This window comes from Pseudomonas sp. GD03858 (assembly GCF_029840925.1).
Classification (GTDB): domain Bacteria; phylum Pseudomonadota; class Gammaproteobacteria; order Pseudomonadales; family Pseudomonadaceae; genus Aquipseudomonas.
This window is the reverse complement of record NZ_JAOCDM010000039.1, coordinates 1-20,047: the sequence shown is the minus strand read 5'-3', so window position 1 is coordinate 20,047 and position 20,047 is coordinate 1. Positions and strand designations below refer to the sequence as shown.

The window sequence follows — 20,047 nt, the reverse complement described above, 5'->3', positions numbered from 1 at the left end:
GCCAATCGTTCATTCCGTTGCTATACCTTTTGTATTCAACTGGATGCCGCGCATGTCTGCCCTGCTCGCTACATTGCGTCAATTTTTTCACCGTCCCTGGCTGATGGCCGCAATCGCGGCCCTGGCCAGCGCCTCGCTGTTGCTCGCAGCCAGCGTCGGCGTGACGTTGCAGCAGATGAAACACAGCGAAAGCGACCAGATGAACGCCCAGGGCGAGCGCTTTCTCGAGCGCCTGGAGCAGGTCTTCGGCCAGCTGCGCGAGGCGGTCGACCAGCTTCAGGCGCAACCCTTGCGTGGCTGTGACGCGTCGATGCTGGCCGAGCTGCAGCAGGTCGCCCTGAAATCGCGGTTCATCTACGAGGCGGCTTACGTGAACGGTACGCTGGCCTGCTCAAATCGTGGCGGCGGGCGGGTCATCGAGCCGCTGCGTGCCCCGGATATCCAGGGGCCGACCTACAGCTACTGGCTCAACACCACCACCGAACCCAATGAAAACCTGGCGGCGCTGATGCTGGGGCGCGGCAACTTCCTGGTGTCCACGTCCCGCGGTCATCTCAGTGATGTGGTCGACCTGCCGCCCGGCGGCAGCTTGCTGGTGCTGTTGGATCGCGGCACTCGGGCCATTCCGGTACTTGGGCCGACTCAGGCCTGGCCCCCGGTCACCGATTGGCCGCCACCTTCGCACAAGTCGTTGATCGAACTACCTGACCGGCTGGTCTATCGCATGGCGACCAAGTCGCCGGACTACCAGTTGGTCCTGATCGCGCCCCGTGCCAGCTTGCCGCTGAAGCTCAACGGCATGCTCTGGCTGCTGTTCCCGGGCAGCCTGGTGCTGGCCTGCTGCATCGGCTGGCTGGTGTTGCAACTGATCCTGCAACGGCGCTCGATGAGTTCGGAGCTGCAGCAGGCACTGCGCCGTGGTGAGTTGCAGGTGCTCTACCAGCCGATCTTCGAACTGGACAGCCGCCGCTGTGTCGGTGCCGAGGCCCTGGTGCGCTGGCGTCGCCCGGACGGCAGCCTGACCAGTCCGGAGCTGTTCATCCCGCTGGCGGAAAACACCGGGCAGATCCGCCAGATCACCGACTTCGTCCTGCAGCGGGTGCTGGAGCAACTGGGGGCGCTGCTGCGGGCCAACCGCCAGCTGTACATCTCGGTGAACCTGGCGGCCTGCGACGTGATGGCGCCGCGTATCGGCCGGGTGGCCGCGCGTCTGCTCGCCCACCATCGGGTGGCTGCCAGCCAGATCGCCTTCGAGGTGACCGAGCGCGGCCTGATCGATGTGGTGGTGGCCCGGGACAACCTGCAGGCGCTGCGGGCGGTGGGGCACCAGGTGCTGATCGACGACTTCGGCACGGGCTACAGCAGCCTGGCGTACCTGCAGACCCTGCCGGTGGACTGCCTGAAGATCGACAAGTCGTTCATAGACGCCCTGGGCCATGACGCGGCCAGCAGCGGCGTGGCGCCGCACATCATCCGCATGGCCCACGACCTGCACCTGCGGGTGATCGCCGAGGGCATCGAATGCGAGGACCAGGCCGTGCTGCTCAATGCCGAAGGGGTCAATTACGGGCAGGGCTGGTTGTTCGCCCACCCGCTGAACGCCCGCCAGTTCGCCGAGCTGATCACGCGCGGGCGGCGGGTGTCGAGGCGGCGGATCGATGACGAGCCCTGAAGGCAGGGCTTGTCCCGTGACGTCAGGCCGGCAATGTCATGTAGAACTGAGTGCCTTGCCCCGGACGCGAGAACACGCCCATGCGCCCACCGTGCAGCTGCACGATTTCCTTGCACAGCGCCAGGCCCAGCCCGGCCCCGCCTTTCTTGCGCCCCACCTGTACGAACGGCTCGAAGATCCGCCCCTGCTGCCCATAGGCGATGCCTTCGCCGTTGTCCTCGACGCTGATGATCACGCGTTCGGCATGGCGCCGAGCATGCAGGCGGATGTGCCCGCCGCTGGCGGTATGGCGCACGGCGTTGTGCAACAGGTTGTCGAGTACCCGGTCGAGCTGGGCAACATCGGCCTGTATGCGCGGCAGCGGCGGCTCCAGTTCACTGAGCAGCTCGATCTGCTTGGCCGCCGCCTGCTCGGCGAAGCGTGACACGGCGCGCTCGAACAGCTCGTCGAGCGCGCATGGCGCCAGCTCCAGCTTCTGCAGGCCACTCTGGTAGCGGGAGAAGTTGAGCAGGTCGTTGATCAGTTGAGTCAGGCGCTGCATTTCCTCGCCGATGGTGTCCAGCAGGTCGTTCTCCCGCGCTTCGGGCGGGAAGCTGATCCGCTCGCGCAACAGGCCGAAGGCCATGTGCATGCCGGTGACCGGTGTGCGCAGCTCGTGGGAGGCGCGCAGCACGAACTCGCTGCGCACCCGCTCGAAGGCGCGCTGTTCGGTGACGTCGTGCAGCACCATCACCGCGCCAAGAATGGGGCCTTGGGGATGACTGACCGGGGTCAGGCTGTAGGTCAGCAGGCGGGTTTCCTCGTCCACCTCCAGACTCAGGTCTTCGGGCGGGCGGTCCAGGCCACCGCCGCGCAGGACCTGGCGCAGCTGCTGTTCGAGTTCCGGGCGCTGCAAAGCCTCGGCCAGGCTTGCGCCGAGGCGGCTCGGGTCCCAGCCCAATTGACGCTGGGCCACCGGGTTGAGGTGTTCCAGGCGGCCCTGGCGATCGATGATCAGCAGGCCGTCGTCGATGCTGTCGAGCACGGCCTGCAGGCGCTGCTGGCCCGCGAGCAACTCGTCGACATTGGTCGCTTGGTGTTTGCGCAGGGCATCGGCCATCAGGCCGAAGCGGCGGGTCAGCTGGTTGAGCTCGGTCGCCTGGGTGATCGGCAAGGTCACCTCGAAATTGCCCTGGCCCACCTGGTCGGCGGCCTTGGCCAGCGCCTCGATCGGTTGGCCGAGGCGCCGGGCGATGTTGTGCGCGGTAACGAAGCCCAGCACCAGCACGGCCAAGCCCACCAGGCCGAGCACGCCGCCGACCATGAGGGCGTGGTGGCGGGATTGCTCTTCGCTGCGCACGATGTGTTCCAGTGCCTGGCGGTGAGAGTCGAGCAGGTCGGTGCGGACCTGGTTGAACGCGGCGCCCAGGGGCTGGTCAACGCCCATGCTCAGCGCCGGTGTCGGGCTCTCCCGATACGCTTGAATGAACGCCTGGTAGTTGCTGCTGGCCTTGCTGAAACCGGTGCGCTCACCGCCTTGCTCCAGCCCCTGGTTGAGCAGGCTTTGGAACTGGTTCTGCAGGGTGACCAGGTTCTTCGGGTCGGTGCCATCGTCGAGCATGAGGTTCAGTTGCTCGCCCAGGTTCTGTCGCAGCTTCAGGCCCAGCTCCAGGGTGTGGGACGTGTCCTGCACCAGGCGCTGCTGCACCGTTGCCATCTGCAGCACGCTGATCAGCCCCAGCAACAGGCCGAGCAGCGCCACCGTCACCAGCGCCGAGATGCTGAGGAACAACCGTGTGCGCAGCTTCATCGGCCACCTCACAAGTTGAACTGCTTGCGCTTGCGATACAGCGTCGAGGCATCGATACCGAGGGTCTTGGCGGCTTGGTCGAGGGTGTCGCTGGCGGCCAGTACCGCGGCGATGTGGGCGCGCTCAAGCTCGTCCAGGCTCAGCGCCGCGCCTACCCTGGGGGCGTTGCTGGTCGGGGCTTCGGTCATGCCCAGGTGGCTGATTTCCACCCGTTCCTGTGGGCAGATGATGCTGGCCCGTTCGATCACGTTGCGCAGTTCGCGGATGTTGCCCGGCCAGCGATAGTTGAGCAGCGCGGTGCGGGCTTCGTCGCTGAAGCCTCGGGCCGGCCGCGAGTACTCCTTGACGAAGCGGGCCAGGAAGCGGTCGGCCAGGGTCAGGATGTCCTCGCTGCGTTCGCGCAGCGGCGGCAGGTGCAGGGTGATGACGTTGAGGCGATACAGCAGGTCTTCGCGGAAGCGGTTTTCGCGGACCATTTCCTCGAGGTTGAGATTGGTCGCCGCAAGAATGCGCACATCGGCGCGGCGGGTGATCGGATCGCCGACCCGCTCGTATTCCTTGTCCTGGATGAAGCGCAGCAATTTTGGTTGCAGCGTGAGGGGAAAGTCGCCGATCTCGTCAAGAAACAGCGTGCCGCCGTCCGCCTGGCTCACGCGCCCCAAGGTGCTTTCGCTGGCACCGGTGAACGCGCCTCGGGTATGACCGAACAGCTCGCTTTCCATCAGCTCGGCGTTCAGCGACGGGCAGTTGATGGTCACGCAGGCCTTGCGCGCGCGCTTGCTCCAGCCGTGGATGGCCCGCGCCAGCTCGCCCTTGCCGGTGCCGGATTCGCCGAGGATGAGAATGTTGGCGTCGGTGGTGGCCACCTGACGGGCGGTTTCCAGTACCGCCATCATTGCCGGGCTGTGGGAGTCCAGGCCGTCCTTGGGCTTGCGCACTTCGCCCTCGAGGGCTTCCAGTCGCGCCGACAGCTGGCGCACTTCCAGCTGCTTGGCCGTGGCCAGGCGCAGTTGGTCGGGGCTGCAGGGCTTGACCAGGTAATCGGCGGCGCCGGCCTGGATCGCGTCCACCGCGGTGTCGATCGCCGAGTGGGCGGTGACGATCACCACCCGCATCCAGGGGGCCTGGATACGCATCTGCGCCAGCACGTCCAGGCCATTGTCCTCGCCCAGGCGCAGATCGAGGAAGCACAGGTCGAACACCTGGCGCTGCAGCAGGGTCTCGGCCTGGGTGGCGCTGTTGGCGGTGGCCACGCTGTAGCCTTCGTCCTCGAGGCAGTAGCGGAAGGTGCGCAGGATGGCGGACTCATCGTCCACCAGCAGAATGCGGCCTTGGTTGTCCGGGGCTGATTCCATTTCCTACGCTCCTTTGGGGTGAATCTCAATTAGTGTCGGAAAAATCGGGCAAGTTGCATGGTTGATTCTGATTGATTCGACGCGATGCATGCTAGCCGAAAGGCAGACAGCGATAGCCTCCCAGGATTCACTGGGCAGGAGCAGACGAAGGAGCCAGCCTGATCGTGCAAATCGCACGGTAATCCAGCAGGCATCGTGCAGTATGCGTTCCTGCAGAATCTTGTCCGATTCATAAGTTATTGATTTTAAACGGTTAAATAGAATTCATAATGCTGGCACACAGGCTGCAACAGCCCCTCCAGGTTTGCATAACAAGTACAGCAGGAGGAACCGGCATGAATCGCCAGCACGTCAACCGCACGCAGTCCGCCGTTTTGCCCGTGCATCAGCTGCTGTTCCTCGGCATGGCATTGCTGCTCACCCTGGCGGCCGGCCTGTTCCACTACAGCTGGCAGACCGCCCGCCTCGCCGAGCAGGTGGCGGCACAGACCGCTCTGTTGACGCAATTGAGGACGAACCATGCCAGCACATTGGTAAAGGCGGCGCAGCCGTTGCCGTCCGCTGACACCGCCCCTGCCGTGCTCGAGCGTACCGTGCCCCAGGATCGCTGGGTGTTCTGACGCCGAAGCACACGACCGATTTCGCACGAGAAAAGGAGAAACATCATGCTGAGTTGGGCCATCACCTTCCTGATCATCGCCATCATCGCCGCGGTCCTGGGCTTCGGTGGTATCGCCGGTGCAGCGACGGGTATCGCGAAGATTCTGTTCATCATCTTCCTGGTGCTGTTCGTTGCCTCCTTCTTCTTCGGACGCGGCAGGGGTTGAAGACCATGAGCAGGATGCTCTCCAAGGCCTTGGTCGTTGCCCTGCTGCTGGGCAGTGGCGCGACGGCGATGGCTGCCAATGACGGACAGGTCCGAGCCAACCAGTTGCTTGGCTCGGACCCGCAGTACCGGGAAACCTGGCAGAAGACCATCAAGAACGAAGAACGACTGCCTGAATGGGTGATCAACCTGAGCGGCAGCTCGGCGCAACAGATGTCGGCGCTGACCGAGGACGGTGACCAGTACCTTGTCGGGCCGCTGTGCGAGTCCGCAGGCAACTGCACCTACAAGCGCCTGATCGTGGCGTTCAGTTGGGACAAGGACGAAGCCTACGGCATGCTCGTGGAGGTGCCCGAGGGGCTGCCCGCCGACAAGTCGCCGACCCGCCATGCAGACTATCGCTGGCTGGGCAAGCCGGACGAGGGCATGAAAGCCCTGCTGCAGGAGCAGCTCAAGCGTGACCCGAACTGGTACTGACCAACGGTCGCGCGCTGTAACGCAATAGAAGCTGAACCTTTTTATCTTTCAGGCTTCTATGATGCGCGGCCCCGAGGAGGGGCCGTGCATGACCAGGGGGCCGGGCCGTTCTGACTGTTGCAGGGTCGGAGTGGCCTAGGGGTACAGGGAGTACCTCCGCGACGGGCCAGGTCAGGAGAGGGTGGCATCGGAAGTTGCAGGTCGGCCAGGTTCGCTCGAAATCGTGTGACCGATCTGGCTTCCGAAGCGCCTTATGTGGGAATCCTTCCTTATATATGCGCGACTTTCCTTCTGGACACATTTTGTCGCGACCGTATATCGAAATATTTTTACCTGTCCGACAGGTCAGCTCGCGTGGCATTTCAGCCATTCGGATTGTCGAACATGCCATCCAACACCCATCCGTCCCCCTGCTAGATCTGCCGAAAAATGGCGCTTTGGCCATGTTCGGAAATCCGAACGTTGAAAATCAAGGGCTTGCCGATGGCTGATTCTGGCTTTTGCTCTCATGCCGATTGTGCATAGGGTAGTCGTTTCCGGCATTAGACTGCCCCTCCCCGCGTCGCAATAGTTGCCGCCTTTTTTCTCGGCCCGAGCGCCAGAAATGCTCGCTCGCGGTGTCCTTACAGTGGGACGTCGAACGGACCAGGCGCAACCGGAATGGCTACAAGCCGCTCTGGAATGCGCCTTTTCGGTCGACGCCCGTGACCACTACAACAAAGGGTAATGACATGAAGAAGGCAAAACTGAGCCTCGCCTGGCAGATCGTCATCGGTCTGTTGCTGGGCGTTGCAGTCGGCGCGCTACTGAATCATTTCAGTGCAGAAAAGGCATGGTGGATCAGCAACGTTCTCCAGCCCGCCGGCGACATCTTCATTCGCCTGATCAAGATGATCGTCGTCCCGATCGTGATTTCGTCGCTGATCGTGGGCATCGCCGGGGTAGGCGACGCGAAGAAACTGGGCAGCATCGGCCTGAAGACCATCATCTACTTCGAGGTGGTGACCACCATCGCCATCGTCGTCGGCCTGGTCCTGGCCAACGTGTTCCACCCGGGCGCCGGCATCGACATGAGCACCCTGGGCACCGTCGATATCTCCAAGTACCAGGCCACCGCGGCCGAGGTGCAGCATGAGCACGCGTTCATCGAGACCCTGCTCAACCTGATCCCGTCGAACATCTTCGCGGCGCTGATGCGTGGCGAGATGCTGCCGATCATCTTCTTCTCGGTGATGTTCGGCATGGGCCTGTCGAGCCTCAACGCCGACCTGCGCGAGCCGCTGGTGCGCACCTTCCAGGGCGTGTCGGAGACCATGTTCAAGGTCACCCACATGATCATGAACTACGCCCCGATCGGCGTGTTCGCCCTGATCGCCGCCACCGTCGCCAACTTCGGCTTCGCCTCCCTGCTGCCGCTGGCCAAGCTGGTGCTGCTGGTGTACTTCGCCATCGCCTTCTTCGCCTTCATGGTGCTGGGCCTGGTGGCGCGCGTGTTCGGCTTCTCGATCATCAAGATCATGCGCATCATGAAGGACGAGCTGATCCTCGCCTACTCCACCTCCAGCTCCGAGACCGTGCTGCCGCGCGTGATCGAGAAGATGGAGAAGTACGGCGCGCCGAAGTCGATCTGCTCGTTCGTGGTGCCGACCGGCTACTCGTTCAACCTCGACGGCTCGACCCTGTACCAGAGCATCGCGGCGATCTTCATCGCCCAGCTGTACGGCATCGACCTGTCGTGGAGCCAGCAGTTGCTGCTGGTGCTGACCCTGATGGTCACCTCCAAGGGTATCGCCGGCGTGCCGGGCGTGTCCTTCGTGGTGCTGCTGGCCACCCTGGGCAGCGTGGGCATTCCGCTGGAAGGTCTGGCCTTCATCGCCGGTGTCGACCGCATCATGGACATGGCCCGTACCGCGCTGAACGTGGTGGGCAACGCCCTGGCGGCGGTGGTCATCGCCAAGTGGCAAGGCATGTACGACGCCGAGAAAGGCGCGGCGTACTACCAGTCGCTGGTGCTGGACAAAGGCAAGAAAGAAGCCGTGGTGGCGGGCAAGACCGTCAACCAGTAAGCCCTTGAGCTGAACGAAGAGCCCCGACTTGTCGGGGCTTTTTGTTTTATAGACGATCACTCCCCCTGTAGGAGCGGCCTTGCCGAGGCGTCGGACCGGTCGGAAAGGGCCGCAAAGCGGCCCCAGCTATTTCTGCCTTGGCGCTGAGATCCTGGGGCCGCTACGCGCCCCATCGCGACACAAGGCCGCTCCTACAGGTACGCGGCCTCCAGCCAGGCATCGGCATGCGCTATCATTCGGGCATTTTTCACGGGGGAACACACGGATGCTCAACGGCCTGTGGCTCGGCTTTTTCCTGGTGGCGGCCATCTCCGCCCTGGCCCAATGGCTGGTTGGCGGCAACGCTGGCATCTTCGCCGCGATGGTCGAGAGCATCTTCGCCATGGCCAAGCTGTCGGTGGAGGTCATGGTCCTGCTGTTCGGCACCCTGACCCTGTGGCTGGGTTTTCTCAAGATCGCCGAGAAGGCCGGCATCGTCGAATGGCTGGCCAAGGTGCTCGGCCCGCTGTTCGCCCGGCTGATGCCGGAAGTGCCACCCGGCCACCCCGCCCTGGGCCTGATCACCATGAACTTCGCCGCCAACGGCCTGGGCCTGGACAACGCCGCCACGCCCATCGGCCTGAAGGCCATGCGCTCGCTGCAGGAGCTCAACCCCAGCAGCACCACGGCGAGCAACGCGCAGATCCTGTTCCTGGTGCTCAACGCTTCGTCGCTGACCCTGCTGCCGGTGACCATCTTCATGTACCGCGCCCAGCAAGGCGCTCCGGACCCGACCATGGTGTTCCTGCCGATCCTGCTGGCCACCAGTTGCTCGACCCTGGTCGGCCTGCTGTCGGTGGCGGTGATGCAGCGCCTGCGCCTGTGGGACCCGGTGGTGCTCGCCTACCTGGTTCCGGGCGCCCTGCTGCTGGGTGGCTTCATGGCCTTCCTTGGCACACTGTCGGCGGCCGCGCTGGCCAGCTTGTCGTCGATCCTCGGCAACCTGACGCTGTTCGGCGTGATCATGCTGTTCCTGGTGATCGGCGCGCTGAGGCGGGTGCAGGTGTACGAGGCCTTCGTCGAGGGCGCCAAGGAAGGCTTCGACGTGGCCAAGGGGCTGCTGCCCTACCTGGTGGCGATGCTGGTGGCGGTGGGCGTGCTGCGCGCCTCGGGCGCCCTGGAGCTGGCCCTGGACGGTATTCGCCACACGGTGAACTGGATGGGCCTGGACACCCGCTTCGTCGAGGGCCTGCCCACCGCGCTGGTCAAGCCGTTCTCCGGCAGTGCGGCGCGGGCCATGCTGATCGAGACCATGCAGACCCAGGGCGTGGACAGCTTCCCGGCGCTGGTGGCGGCGACCGTGCAGGGCAGCACCGAGACCACCTTCTACGTGCTGGCGGTGTACTTCGGCGCGGTGGGCATCCAGCGCGTGCGTCACGCGGTGGGTTGTGCCCTGCTGGCCGAGCTGGCCGGGGTGATCGCGGCGATCCTGGTCTGCTACTGGTTCTTCGCCTGAGCCTGGCCGACGGTCCAGTCGATCACCTGCCGCGCCAGCTGGTCGCTGGCCGCGCCGAAGCCGGCGACCACCGCCGGCACTTTCTGCTCGGTCAATGGCTGGCGCACCTCGAAGCGCTTGCTGGCGAGGATGCGCTGGCTGCGGCCCTGCACCAGCCTGGCGTCGTAGCGGATCACCACCTCCACCACCCCACCGGTCCGGTATTCGCTCTGGAACGCCTGTAGTTCTCCGCCCAGTTCGTAGTCGGCCTGCAGGTTGCTGTCATCGGCGCTCAGGCGCGGCACCCGGCCATCGCGCTGGAAACCGTCGAGCAGGCGGTTGCGCACCAGCATCGGCACCGGGTCGCTCCAGCGCGCGCCCTTGTAGCTGCTGATCACGTCACCCTGGGGGACTACCGCGATACGCGGCCCGGCCAAGGCTTCGCTGGCCAGCGGCTTGTTCAGGCGCAGCGACCAGTCCAGCGGCGCGGCGGCGCGGGCCGGCTGGTTCACCGGCAGGCGATAGATATCCACAGGCTCGCTCTGTGGCAGGATCGAACAGGCCGAAACCAGGCTCAGCGTGGCGGCGGCGAAGGCCAGGCGCAGCGACGGGGTCATGGCTGGAACTCCTTGTTGTTGTCGCGGCCCAGCAGGTAGCCGCTGGGGTCGGCTTCCAGGCGCCGGGAGATGCCCTTGAGCGAGTTGAGGGTCTCACGCAGTTCGCGGATCGCCGGGGCGATCTGGTTCAGTCCCTGGGCGCCGTCGTCCAGGGACTGACGGTTGTCCTGCAGCAGACTGTTGATGGTGGCGGTGCTCTCGGCCAGCGACTGCATGGCCTGCTCGGCACTGCCGATGGCCTGCTTGCCCTGGTTGCCGAGCAGGCCGTTGGCGTTGCGCATCAGCGCCTGGGTTTCGGCGAGGGTGGCATTGGCCTGCTTGCCGACCAGGGACAGCTGCTCGATGGCCTCGGCGATCCCGCCCTTGTGGCTGGCGAAGGCGCCGGTGGTCTGGTCGAGATTGGCCAGGGTGTTGCTCAAGTGCTCGATGTTGCGCTCGGAGAACATCTGGTTGGCGTTGTGCAACAGCAGGTTGATGTTGGTCACCAGGTCGCTGCTGTCGTTGAGCAGGCGCGAGATCGGCGAGGGCGAGGCGACGATCACCGGCAGCTTGCCGCCCTTGCCCTTGAGCTCGGGGCTTTGCGGAGTGCCGCCGCTGAGCTGGATGAACGAGTTGCCGGTCACCCCGGCGAGGGTGAGCTTGGCCTGGGTGTCCTCCTTGACCGGCGTGTCGCCGTTCAGGCGCACCCGGGCCAGCACCCGGCGCGGGTCCTGCGGATCCAGGCGCAGGCTGCTGACGTCGCCGACCTTGATGCCGTTGTACTGCACCGGGCTGCCTCGGGACAGGCCCGAGACGGCCTCGTTGAACACCACTTCGTAGTCCTTGAAGGCGTCGTCGACGCTGGACTTGGCTAGCCACAGGCCGAACAGCATGGCACCGGCCACCACCAGCACGGTGACCAGGCCGATCAGGACATGATGAGCTCGGGTTTCCATCGTTCAGCGCTCCTGGCGGGCGCGCAGGGCGGCGTCTTCGGCCGCCCGGCCGCGCGGGCCGTGAAAGTATTCGTGGATCCAGGGGTCGTCGGTGCGCTCGACTTCGCTGAGCGGGCCGGCCACCAGCACCTTCTTCTGTGACAGCACTGCCACCCGGTCGGTGATGGTGTACAGCGTGTCCAGGTCGTGGGTGATGAGGAACACCGACAGGCCCAGGGCGTCGCGCAGGGTGAGGATCAACTGGTCGAAGGCGGCGGCGCCGATCGGATCGAGGCCGGCGGTGGGCTCGTCGAGGAACAGGATGTCCGGGTCCAGCGCCAGTGCCCGGGCCAGGGCGGCGCGCTTGATCATGCCGCCGGACAGTGAGGACGGGTACTTGTCGGCGGCGCTGATCGGCAGGCCGGCCAGGGCCAGCTTCACCCCGGCCAGGTGTTCCGCGTCGGCCCGCGACAGCCCGGCGTGTTCGATCAGCGGCAGGGCGACGTTCTCGGTGACGGTCAGCGACGAGAACAGCGCGCCCCTCTGGAACAGCACGCCGAAGCGCTGTTCGACCTTGGAGCGCTGCGCCTCGTCGAGCGTGGCCAGGTCCTGGCCGAAGACCTTGACCTGGCCTTCGTCGGGGCGGCGCAGACCGATGATGCTGCGCAGCAGCACCGACTTGCCGCTGCCCGAGCCGCCGACCACGGCGAGGATCTCGCCACGGTACAGGTCCAGGTCGAGGTTCTCGTGTACCACCTGGCTGCCGAAACGGTTGCAGATGCCTCGTGCCTCGATCACCGCTTGCCGACCGGTCACCAGCCCATCTCCATGAAGAACAGCGCGGCTACCGCATCCAGCACGATCACCACGAAGATCGACTGGACCACCGCGGAGGTGGTGTGGGCGCCGACCGATTCAGCGCTGCCGCTGACCTTGAAGCCCTCCAGGCAGCCGATGGTGGCGATCAGGAAGGCGAAGAACGGTGCCTTGACCATGCCCACCAGGAAGTGCTGCACGCCGATGTCGCTCTGCAGCAGCGACAGGAACATCGCCGGCGAGATATCCAAGGTCAGGGCGCAGACCACGGCGCCGCCGATCATGCCGCAGAGCATCGCGATGAACGTCAGCAGCGGCAGTGCGATCAGCAGCGCCAGCACCCTTGGCACCACCAGCAGCTCGATGGGGTTCAGGCCCAGGGTGCGGATGGCGTCGATCTCTTCGTTGGCCTTCATCGAGCCGATCTGCGCGGTGAAGGCGCTGGCGGTGCGGCCGGCCATGAGGATGGCCGTGAGCAGCACGGCGAACTCACGCAGGAAGGAGAACGCCACCAGGTCGACGGTGAAGATGGTCGCGCCGAAGTCGGCCAGCACCGTCGCGCCGAGGAACGCCACCACCGCGCCTACCAGGAAGGTCAGCAAGGCGACGATGGGCGCGGCATCCAGGCCGGTCTGCTCGAGGTGGGCGACCACCGGGGTGATGCGCCAGCGGTGCGGCTGGAACAGGCGCAGCAAAAGGGTTTCGAGGATCAGGCCGATGAAACCCAGGACCTGCCGGGTGTCCTGCCACAGCTGGTCGACGGCGCAGCCGATGCGCGCCAGCAGCAGGATCAGCACCGGACGCTCGGGTTCGCGCAGCGGAATGCAGTAGTCCTGCACCGAGCGGTAGACGTTGCAGAGCAGGGCGCGGTCGGCCTCGGGGAGCGCGTCGGTGCAGTGCGACAGGCGTTCGGCCCCCAGCAACTCGGCCAGCAGCGAGGCGCCAGCGGTGTCCAGCCGGCCAAGCTGGCTGAGGTCGGCGAGGGTGTCGTTGCCGTACTGGCCCTGCAGTCGCTCGCATTCGCGCTTGAGGCTGGCGTAGTGGGCCAGGGTCCAGTCGCCGACGATGCGCAGGCGGGATGGCTGCTGGCTGGTGTCCAGGGTGGCGCTCGGAATGGTCATAGGCTCCATGCATCTGACTCGGTGCTGGGGGGCGAGTCAGATCATAGCGCAGCGGGCCACGATGAACAGCGCATTCCTGCCATGCGACCCCGGGTCGTCTCAGACCTTTTCCCACACCTCGAAGTGGTAGGCCGGCTTATCGTCTTGCGCCGGTTGCGGCTCACTCGAGGCCAGTCGCCAGTGCTGCCGATCGAACTCGGGGAACCACGCATCGCCTGGCACGGACAGCTCGACCCGGGTCAGGTACATGCGGCTCACCAGGTCTTTTTCCAGGGCCTGCCGGTACAACTGCGCGCCGCCGATCAGCATCAGCTCTTCGACACCTTGTTCGCGGGCCCACTGCTCGGCGCGGGCCCGCGCGGCCTCCAGCGAGGCGAACACCTCGGCGCCGGCCAGGACCAGGCCCGGTTGGCGGCTGACGACGATGTTCAGGCGCCCCGGCAGTGGCCGGCCCAGCGAATCCCAGGTCTTGCGCCCCATGATGATCGGCTTGCCCAGGGTCGTGGCCTTGAAGTACTTGAAGTCACCCGGCAGGTGCCAGGGCATGGAGTTGTCGATGCCGATCACACGGTTCTCGGCGAACGCCGCGATCAGGCTGAGAGGGAGTGATGTAGTCATGCCGGCGAGGATAGCACCGGGCACGTGGGTTATGCTTGCGCCCTGACCTGTGCAATGGAAGAGCTTGTGACCGCACCGACTCCACTCGACAAGCGCTGGCTCACCGAAGCGGTGCGCCTGCGCGAGGAACACGCCGGGCCCCTGGAGGATCAGGAAGCCAATCGCCGTGCCCGCCAGCTGGGCGGCGACCTGGCGACACGCATCGAGCGGCGCGCCTTGTGGCTGGCCGAGCGCGACGGCATGACGACGGCGCTGCGCCACTGGAAACAGGGCGCGCGCCTGGCACTGCTGGCGCTCATGGCGTTCGCCGTGCTCAGTGGCGCCGGCCTGGGGTTGGCCGCGCTGGGCGATGGCCTGCGGCCAGTGAACGTGTTCTGGGCCCTGGGTAGCCTGCTCGGGTTGAACCTGGCACTGCTGGTCGGCTGGGCCGCTGGCTTTTTCTTCGCTGGCGAGCAGGGCGCGGCGCTGGGCCGCCTGTGGCTGTGGCTGAGCGAGCGCCTGGCCCGCGATGCCAAGGCTGCGCAGCTGGCCCCGGCCCTGCTCGTCCTGTTGCAGCGCCAGCGTCTGAATCGCTGGCTGCTCGGCCTGCTGGTGCACGGTCTGTGGTGCCTGGTCATGCTCGCGGCGCTGGTGATGCTGCTGGCGTTGCTGGCGACCCGGCGCTATGGCTTCGTCTGGGAAACCACCCTGCTCGCCGCCGAACCCTTCATCGCCCTCACCCAAGCCCTCGGTGCCCTGCCCGCGCTGCTTGGCTTCGCCGTGCCGGATGAGGCGATGATCCGCGCCAGCGGCGACAGCTTGCCGGCGCTGGAACTGGCGCGCCAGGCCTGGGCCAGCTGGTTGCTTGGCGTGGTGCTGGTCTATGGCCTGCTGCCGCGCCTGGTCCTGGCTGTGCTGTGCCTGTGGCGCTGGCGCCAAGGTCGCGATCGCCTGAGCCTGGATCTCAACCTGCCCGGCTATGCGCAATTGCGTGAAGCACTGATGCCCCGTAGCGAGCGCATCGGCGTGCAGGACGCGGCCCCCGAGACTTTGCCGCGTTTCGAGGCTGGCCAGCTCGAGAGCGGCAGCAGCGGCGCCCTGCTGGTGGGCCTGGAGTTGGACGACCAGCGCCCCTGGCCCCCGGCATTGCCGAACAGCGTGACCGATGCCGGCGTGCTCGACAGCCGTGAGTCACGCAACAAGCTGCTCGAACAGCTTGGCCGCTTTCCGCCGGCACGCCTGGCCATCGCTTGCGACCCACGCCGCTCCCCCGACCGTGGCAGCCTGGCATTGCTGGCGGAGCTGGCGCGCAACGCCGGCGCCACGCGCATCTGGCTGCTGCAGGCGCAACCTGGCCAGGCCCTGGACGCCGCGCGCCTGGGCGACTGGCACGACGCTCTCGATCGCCTCGGCCTGCCCCACGCCGACACCTCGCCCCTGACCTGGCTGGAGCATGGCCATGACTGAGCCGCTGAAACTGGCCGTGGTCGGCCACACCAACGTCGGCAAGACTTCGCTGCTGCGCACCCTCACCCGTGACGTCGGCTTCGGCGAGGTCTCGCACCGGCCCAGTACCACCCGCCATGTGGAGGGCGCGCGCCTTTCGGTGGATGGCCAGCCCCTGCTCGAGCTCTACGACACCCCCGGCCTGGAAGACGCCATCGCCCTGCTCGATTACCTCGAGCGTCTGGAGCGTCCAGGCGAGCGCCTGGACGGCCCGGCCCGCCTGCAACGCTTCCTGCTGGGCAGCGAGGCGCGTCAGCGCTTTGAGCAGGAGGCCAAGGTGCTGCGCCAACTGCTGGCGAGCAACGCCGGGCTGTACGTGATCGACGCTCGCGAACCGGTGCTGGCCAAGTACCGCGACGAACTGGAAGTGCTGGCCAGCTGCGGCAAGCCCTTGCTGCCGGTGCTCAACTTCGTCGCCAGCAGCCAGCACCGCGAGCCGGAGTGGCGCGAGGCCCTGGCGCGCCTGGGCCTGCATGCGCTGGTGCGGTTCGACAGCGTGGCCCCGCCCGAGGATGGCGAGCGCCGCCTCTACGAAAGCCTGGCCTTGCTGCTGGAGGATGCCCGCCCGGCCCTGCAGCGCCTGATCGATGACCAGCAGGCCCAGCGCCTGGCCCGCCAGCGCAGCGGCAAGCGCCTGATCGCCGAACTGCTGCTCGATTGCGCCGCTTGCCGGCGCAGTGTCGAGGCCGAGCCCGCCGCCGAGGCCCGTGCCACCGAGGCCTTGCGCCAGGATGTGCGGCAACGCGAGCAGCGCTGCGTCGAGGCCCTGCTCAAGCTCTATGCCTTTCGCCGTGAAGATGCCAATGCCGGCGACCTGCCGTTACTCGACGGACGCTGGGGCGATGACCTGTTCAATCCGGAAACCCTGAGACTGCTGGGTGTGCGCCTGGGCGGCGGCGTGGCTGCCGGGGCGGCGGCGGGCGCGGGCGTGGACCTGCTGGTCGGCGGCCTGACCCTCGGCGCCGCTGCTCTGGCCGGGGCGATTGCCGGTGGCGCCCTGCAGACCGCGCGCAACTATGGTTCGCGGTTGATGGGCAAGCTCAAGGGGCAGCGTGAGCTGACCGTGGACGACACCGTGCTGCGCCTGCTGGCGCTGCGTCAGCAGCAGTTGATGGTGGCGCTGGACGGGCGCGGGCATGCGGCGCAGGACAGCATTCTCCTGGCGGCCCCGGATGAGAAAGCCTGGCGCCAGGGCAAGCTGCCCGAGGCCCTGATCAAGGCGCGCGCGCATCCGCAATGGTCGACGCTCAATCCCGGAGCGAAGGTGAACCAGGCGCAGCGGCAAGAACAGCTGGAGGCATTGGTTTTACAGATTTGAGATGACAGGGGCGGCCCTTTCGCGGACCTGCCCCGCGATGCGTCCTACAGCATCTTCTCCAGCCCGACCGCCTTGCTGATCCAGGCATTGAAGCGTCGCCATATCCCCCCGGGCTCGGTCACCAGCAGGTGCCGCTGGCCGTTGTCCTCGGTGGCCCACGCCAGTTTCCCGTCCACCAGCTTCACCTGGTAGCTCAGTGCCGGCGCCATGCCCTGCACGGCCAGGTCACGGGTGTATTCGGCCAGCTCCGGGCTGTCCACCAGCACCCCGACCTCGGTGTTCCACAGCACCGAGCGCGGATCGAAGTTGAACGAGCCGATGAAGGTCTTGCGCCGGTCGAACACCATGGCCTTGCTATGCAGGCTCGAATCGGAACTGCCATGCAAGCCTAGGCGCGGCCGTGGTGCGCCTGGTTGGCGGCGCAGTTCGTACAGTTGCACGCCATGTTCGAGCAGGGCGCGGCGATAGGGCGCGTAGCCACCATGCACGGCGGGCACGTCGGTGGCTTCCAGGGAGTTGGTCAGCAGCTTCACCGAAGTGCCGGCGTCGGCGCGGCTGGTCAGGTACAGCAAGCCCGGTTCGCCCGGAACGAAGTAGGCCGACACCAGGATCAGCTCCTTGTGCACGCCGTTCAGCTCCGGGGCCAGCTGCTGGCTCATCAGCAAGCGCGGGTCCGGCTCGTCGTCTGCCAGCACCTTGCTCGGCGCATCCCACAGGGCCTGGCTGTGAGCCCAGATCAGTTCGTTGCGCCACACGTCCAGGCGCGGCTGTGATTGATAAGCCATCAGGCGGTCATACAGCGCCTTGCGCCTGACCCGCGCCTCGGCCAGGGAGATTTCCAGGCGCTGGCGGCTGGCGAACAGGTCGCGGGCGTCGGGTTGGCGCCAGAGAAAGTCACCGATCGGACGACTCAGAGCGCTGTTCCAGTACTGGTCGAAACTGTGCCCGAGCTGCTCGGCCACAGGCCCGACACCCAGCAGGTCGATGTCGGTGAAGTTGAGGTTGGGCTCGGCGTCGAAATACTCGTCGCCCAGGTTGCGGCCACCAACGATCGCCATGCTGTTGTCCACCAGGAACAGCTTGTTGTGCATGCGCCGGTGCTGGCGCGACAGGTTGAACAGCCGCCCCGCGGCGCGACTCACGCCAGTGCTGCGCCCCAGGTGCAGCGGATTGAACACGCGGATATGGATGTTCGGGTGGGCGGCGAGGGTGCCCATCAGGCTGTCCAGGCCGTCGCTGGTGGTGTCGTCGAGCAGGATGCGCACGCGCACGCCGCGATCGGCGGCGCGCAGCAGTTCGTGGACCAGGGCACGGGTGCTGAGGCCGTCGTGGACGATGTAGTACTGCAGGTCGATGCTCGCCTGGGCGTTGCGGATCAGCTCGGCGCGGGCGCGGAACGCCTCGTTGCTGTTGGGCAGCAGGCGAAAGCCCGAGCGTCCCGCGTAGGGGGCGGCCTGGCGCTGCACCGAACGACCGAACGCCGAGTCGGCCGCCGGCAGGGCCTGGCTGACTTCACGCGGGGTGCCGATGCTGGCGCAGCCCGACAGGCCGAGCAGCAGCGCCAGCAGCAGGGGCAGGGCTCGCTGGAGTTTCAAGGAAGGATCGTCCTGTACAGCAAGGGCTCATGGGTTGGACCGCGGCGCAACGTTAACCGCCGATGTGCTCGGCCTCCAGTAGACGAAGGGCGGTTTCACCGACCTTGCGCACCGCGGCTTCGATCTGCGGCGTCGGGCGGGCGGCGAAGTTCATGCGCAGGCAGTTCCGGTACTTGCCCGAAGCCGAGAAGATGCTGCCCACGGCGATCTGCACGCCTTGCTCCATCAACGCGCGGTTCAGGCGCAGCGTATCGAAACTCTCCGGCAATTCAACCCAGAGCATGAAGCCGCCCTGAGGCCGGCTGGCGCGTGTGCCGGACGGGAAGTAGCGGGTGATCCAATCGCACATCTGGTCGCGACCACGTTGGTACTGGTTACGCATGCGGCGCAGGTGGGGCTGGTAGTGGCCTTCGGCGATGAAATCGGCGATCGCCAGCTGTGGCTGGCAGGCGGTGCTGCCCGTGCTGATGTACTTCATGTGCAGCACCCGCTCCAGGTAGCGTCCCGGCGCCACCCAGCCGACCCGCAGTCCCGGCGCCAGGGTCTTGGAGAACGAGCTGCAGAGCAGCACGCGGCCGTCGTCGTCGAACGACTTGATGGTGCGCGGGCGAGGGTAGGTGTAGGCCAGGTCGCCGTAGACATCGTCTTCGAGGATCGCCACGTCGTAGCGCTGGGCGAGGGTCAGCAGGGCCTTCTTGCGCGACTCGGGCATGATGTAGCCCATCGGATTGTTGCAGCTGGGGGTGATCTGGATGAGCTTGATCGGCCACTGTTCCAGGGCCAGTTCCAGGGCTTCCAGGCTGATGCCGGTGATGGGGTCGGTGGGGATCTCCAGGGCTTTCATACCCAGGCCCTTCAGCGTCTGCATGGCGCCATGGAAGCTGGGCGAGTCGACCGCGACGATGTCGCCGGGCGCGCACACCGCGCGAATGCTGCATGACAGCGCCTCATGGCAGCCGGTGGTCACCATCAGGTCGGTCGGGCCCAGGCGGCAGCCGGAGTCGAGCATCAGCCGAGCGATCTGTTCGCGCAACAGGGCATTGCCGTGGATGTTGTCGTAGTACAGGCCGGGCATGTCCATGCGCCGGCTGATCTGCGCCAGGCTGCGCAGCAGCGGCTTGAGCGTGGGGCTGTCGACGTCGGGCATGCCACGGCCGAGCTGGATCACGTCCGGGCGCGGGGTGGCCCGGACCAGTTCCAGTACCTGTTCCCATTGCGAGATATCCACAGGCCGCTGGGCCGGGCGGCTGATATCGGGCAGGGCGGGGAGCTGGCGATCCTCGGCGACGAAGTAGCCAGACTTGGGCCGTGGCGATACCAGGCCGTTGTCCTCCAGCAGGCGGTAGGCCTGCTGCACGGTGCTCAGGCTGACGCCGTGTTCCACGCTCAGGGCGCGTACCGAGGGCAGGCGCTGGCCGGGGCGGTAGAGGCCTTGCTCGATGCGCGAGCCGAGCAGTTCGGCCAGGTTGAGGTAGAGGGTCACGGCATACTCCTGGGCGTTGTGCGGGTCAATGACCAATACAGATTGTTGGAAAATACTTCATTCAGCCGACTTTCTGCCAATTCTGTATGGAAATAATAACTGCCTGTTGGATCTGTATTGTCGAGAGCAGGAACGCGCATGCTTTCTCCACGGTATCAACTGATGGGAGAACGCAGTGATGGGGGGCTTGAGCGATGTGCGCGTGCAACTGTTGGCCAAGGAACTGGAGGCCGGAGAGCGAGCCAAGGTCTACAGCGTGTCTATCGGCTTGAGCCGCTGGGGCCTGATGCTGCATCGCTGGCGTACCCGCAGGGCGTTGCTGCAACTGGATGATCGGCAGTTGCGCGATATCGGGCTGACCTGGGAACAGGCGTGGCGGGAAGGGCGTAAACCTTTCTGGAAAGACTGAGCCGATCTCCTG

18 protein-coding genes are annotated in these 20,047 nt (G+C 66.0%); 9 read left to right on the top strand and 9 right to left on the bottom strand.

Features of this window, described 5'->3' with window-relative positions; translation table 11 throughout:
- Positions 1–52 precede the first annotated feature (52 nt).
- Complete coding sequence (locus N5D48_RS12645; RefSeq protein WP_279884616.1) at positions 53–1,672, top strand: EAL domain-containing protein; 1,620 nt, start codon at positions 53–55, stop codon at positions 1,670–1,672.
- Between the two features lie 22 nt (positions 1,673–1,694).
- Here the strand turns inward: N5D48_RS12645 and N5D48_RS12640 are convergent, their stop codons facing one another.
- Together N5D48_RS12640 and algB are read right to left on the bottom strand one after the other, a co-directional pair.
- On the bottom strand, positions 1,695–3,461 hold the full coding sequence (locus tag N5D48_RS12640; protein WP_279884614.1) for a KinB sensor domain-containing domain: 1,767 nt from the start codon (positions 3,459–3,461) through the stop codon (positions 1,695–1,697).
- 8 nt (positions 3,462–3,469) lie between these two features.
- Positions 3,470–4,816, bottom strand: coding sequence for a sigma-54-dependent response regulator transcription factor AlgB (algB, locus tag N5D48_RS12635; RefSeq protein WP_279884611.1), 1,347 nt, complete (start codon positions 4,814–4,816; stop codon positions 3,470–3,472).
- A gap of 335 nt (positions 4,817–5,151) precedes the next feature.
- On the opposite strand from algB, the gene N5D48_RS12630 reads away from it, so the two are divergent.
- The 5 genes from N5D48_RS12630 to N5D48_RS12610 all read left to right on the top strand — a co-directional run bounded on the left by N5D48_RS12630 (position 5,152) and on the right by N5D48_RS12610 (position 9,680).
- The gene (locus N5D48_RS12630) at positions 5,152–5,436 is read left to right on the top strand and encodes a hypothetical protein (RefSeq protein WP_279884609.1); all 285 of its coding nucleotides are present in this window, start codon (positions 5,152–5,154) and stop codon (positions 5,434–5,436) included.
- Positions 5,437–5,481: 45 nt separating this feature from the next.
- The gene (locus N5D48_RS12625) at positions 5,482–5,643 is read left to right on the top strand and encodes a DUF1328 domain-containing protein (RefSeq protein ID WP_028688664.1); all 162 of its coding nucleotides are present in this window, start codon (positions 5,482–5,484) and stop codon (positions 5,641–5,643) included.
- Positions 5,644–5,648: 5 nt separating this feature from the next.
- Positions 5,649–6,119 carry an inhibitor of vertebrate lysozyme family protein gene (locus tag N5D48_RS12620; RefSeq protein ID WP_279884607.1) on the top strand — a complete coding sequence of 157 codons (471 nt, stop codon included), beginning with the start codon at positions 5,649–5,651 and terminating at the stop codon, positions 6,117–6,119.
- Between the two features lie 731 nt (positions 6,120–6,850).
- A complete protein-coding gene (gene gltP / locus N5D48_RS12615) occupies positions 6,851–8,185 on the top strand; it encodes a glutamate/aspartate:proton symporter GltP (protein WP_186732102.1) in 1,335 nt (444 codons plus the stop codon).
- 265 nt (positions 8,186–8,450) lie between these two features.
- Positions 8,451–9,680, top strand: coding sequence for a spore maturation protein (locus N5D48_RS12610; RefSeq protein WP_279884605.1), 1,230 nt, complete (start codon positions 8,451–8,453; stop codon positions 9,678–9,680).
- Here N5D48_RS12610 and N5D48_RS12605 read toward each other — a convergent pair.
- The 5 genes from N5D48_RS12605 to N5D48_RS12585 form a co-directional block, all read right to left on the bottom strand.
- Positions 9,662–10,276: an ABC-type transport auxiliary lipoprotein family protein gene (locus N5D48_RS12605; protein WP_279884603.1), complete on the bottom strand. Its 615-nt coding sequence runs from the start codon at positions 10,274–10,276 to the stop codon at positions 9,662–9,664. The genes N5D48_RS12610 and N5D48_RS12605 overlap by 19 nt on opposite strands.
- A complete protein-coding gene (locus N5D48_RS12600; RefSeq protein WP_279884602.1) occupies positions 10,273–11,211 on the bottom strand; it encodes an MlaD family protein in 939 nt (312 codons plus the stop codon). The genes N5D48_RS12605 and N5D48_RS12600 overlap by 4 nt, the downstream gene beginning before the upstream one ends.
- 3 nt (positions 11,212–11,214) lie before the next feature.
- Positions 11,215–12,006: an ABC transporter ATP-binding protein gene (locus N5D48_RS12595; protein WP_279884600.1), complete on the bottom strand. Its 792-nt coding sequence runs from the start codon at positions 12,004–12,006 to the stop codon at positions 11,215–11,217.
- Positions 12,003–13,136 (bottom strand): MlaE family lipid ABC transporter permease subunit, encoded by a 1,134-nt coding sequence (locus tag N5D48_RS12590; protein ID WP_279884598.1) that lies wholly within the window; start codon positions 13,134–13,136, stop codon positions 12,003–12,005. Before N5D48_RS12590 ends, N5D48_RS12595 begins: the two co-directional genes overlap by 4 nt.
- Before the next feature lie 90 nt (positions 13,137–13,226).
- A complete protein-coding gene (locus N5D48_RS12585) occupies positions 13,227–13,745 on the bottom strand; it encodes a dihydrofolate reductase (protein ID WP_279884596.1) in 519 nt (172 codons plus the stop codon).
- A 54-nt stretch (positions 13,746–13,799) separates the two neighbouring features.
- On the opposite strand from N5D48_RS12585, the gene N5D48_RS12580 reads away from it, so the two are divergent.
- Both N5D48_RS12580 and N5D48_RS12575 read left to right on the top strand, forming a co-directional pair.
- Complete coding sequence (locus tag N5D48_RS12580; protein WP_279884594.1) at positions 13,800–15,191, top strand: DUF2868 domain-containing protein; 1,392 nt, start codon at positions 13,800–13,802, stop codon at positions 15,189–15,191.
- On the top strand, positions 15,184–16,548 hold the full coding sequence (locus tag N5D48_RS12575) for a GTPase/DUF3482 domain-containing protein (RefSeq protein ID WP_279884592.1): 1,365 nt from the start codon (positions 15,184–15,186) through the stop codon (positions 16,546–16,548). The genes N5D48_RS12580 and N5D48_RS12575 overlap by 8 nt, the downstream gene beginning before the upstream one ends.
- Positions 16,549–16,592: 44 nt before the next feature.
- Here the strand turns inward: N5D48_RS12575 and N5D48_RS12570 are convergent, their stop codons facing one another.
- Complete coding sequence (locus N5D48_RS12570; RefSeq protein ID WP_279884591.1) at positions 16,593–18,143, bottom strand: phospholipase D family protein; 1,551 nt, start codon at positions 18,141–18,143, stop codon at positions 16,593–16,595.
- 52 nt (positions 18,144–18,195) lie between these two features.
- The gene (locus N5D48_RS12565) at positions 18,196–19,626 is read right to left on the bottom strand and encodes a PLP-dependent aminotransferase family protein (protein WP_279884589.1); all 1,431 of its coding nucleotides are present in this window, start codon (positions 19,624–19,626) and stop codon (positions 18,196–18,198) included.
- Positions 19,627–19,804: 178 nt separating this feature from the next.
- Here N5D48_RS12565 and N5D48_RS12560 point away from each other — a divergent pair, with 178 nt between their 5' ends.
- The gene (locus N5D48_RS12560) at positions 19,805–20,035 is read left to right on the top strand and encodes a DUF1127 domain-containing protein (protein WP_279884586.1); all 231 of its coding nucleotides are present in this window, start codon (positions 19,805–19,807) and stop codon (positions 20,033–20,035) included.
- Positions 20,036–20,047 lie beyond the last annotated feature (12 nt).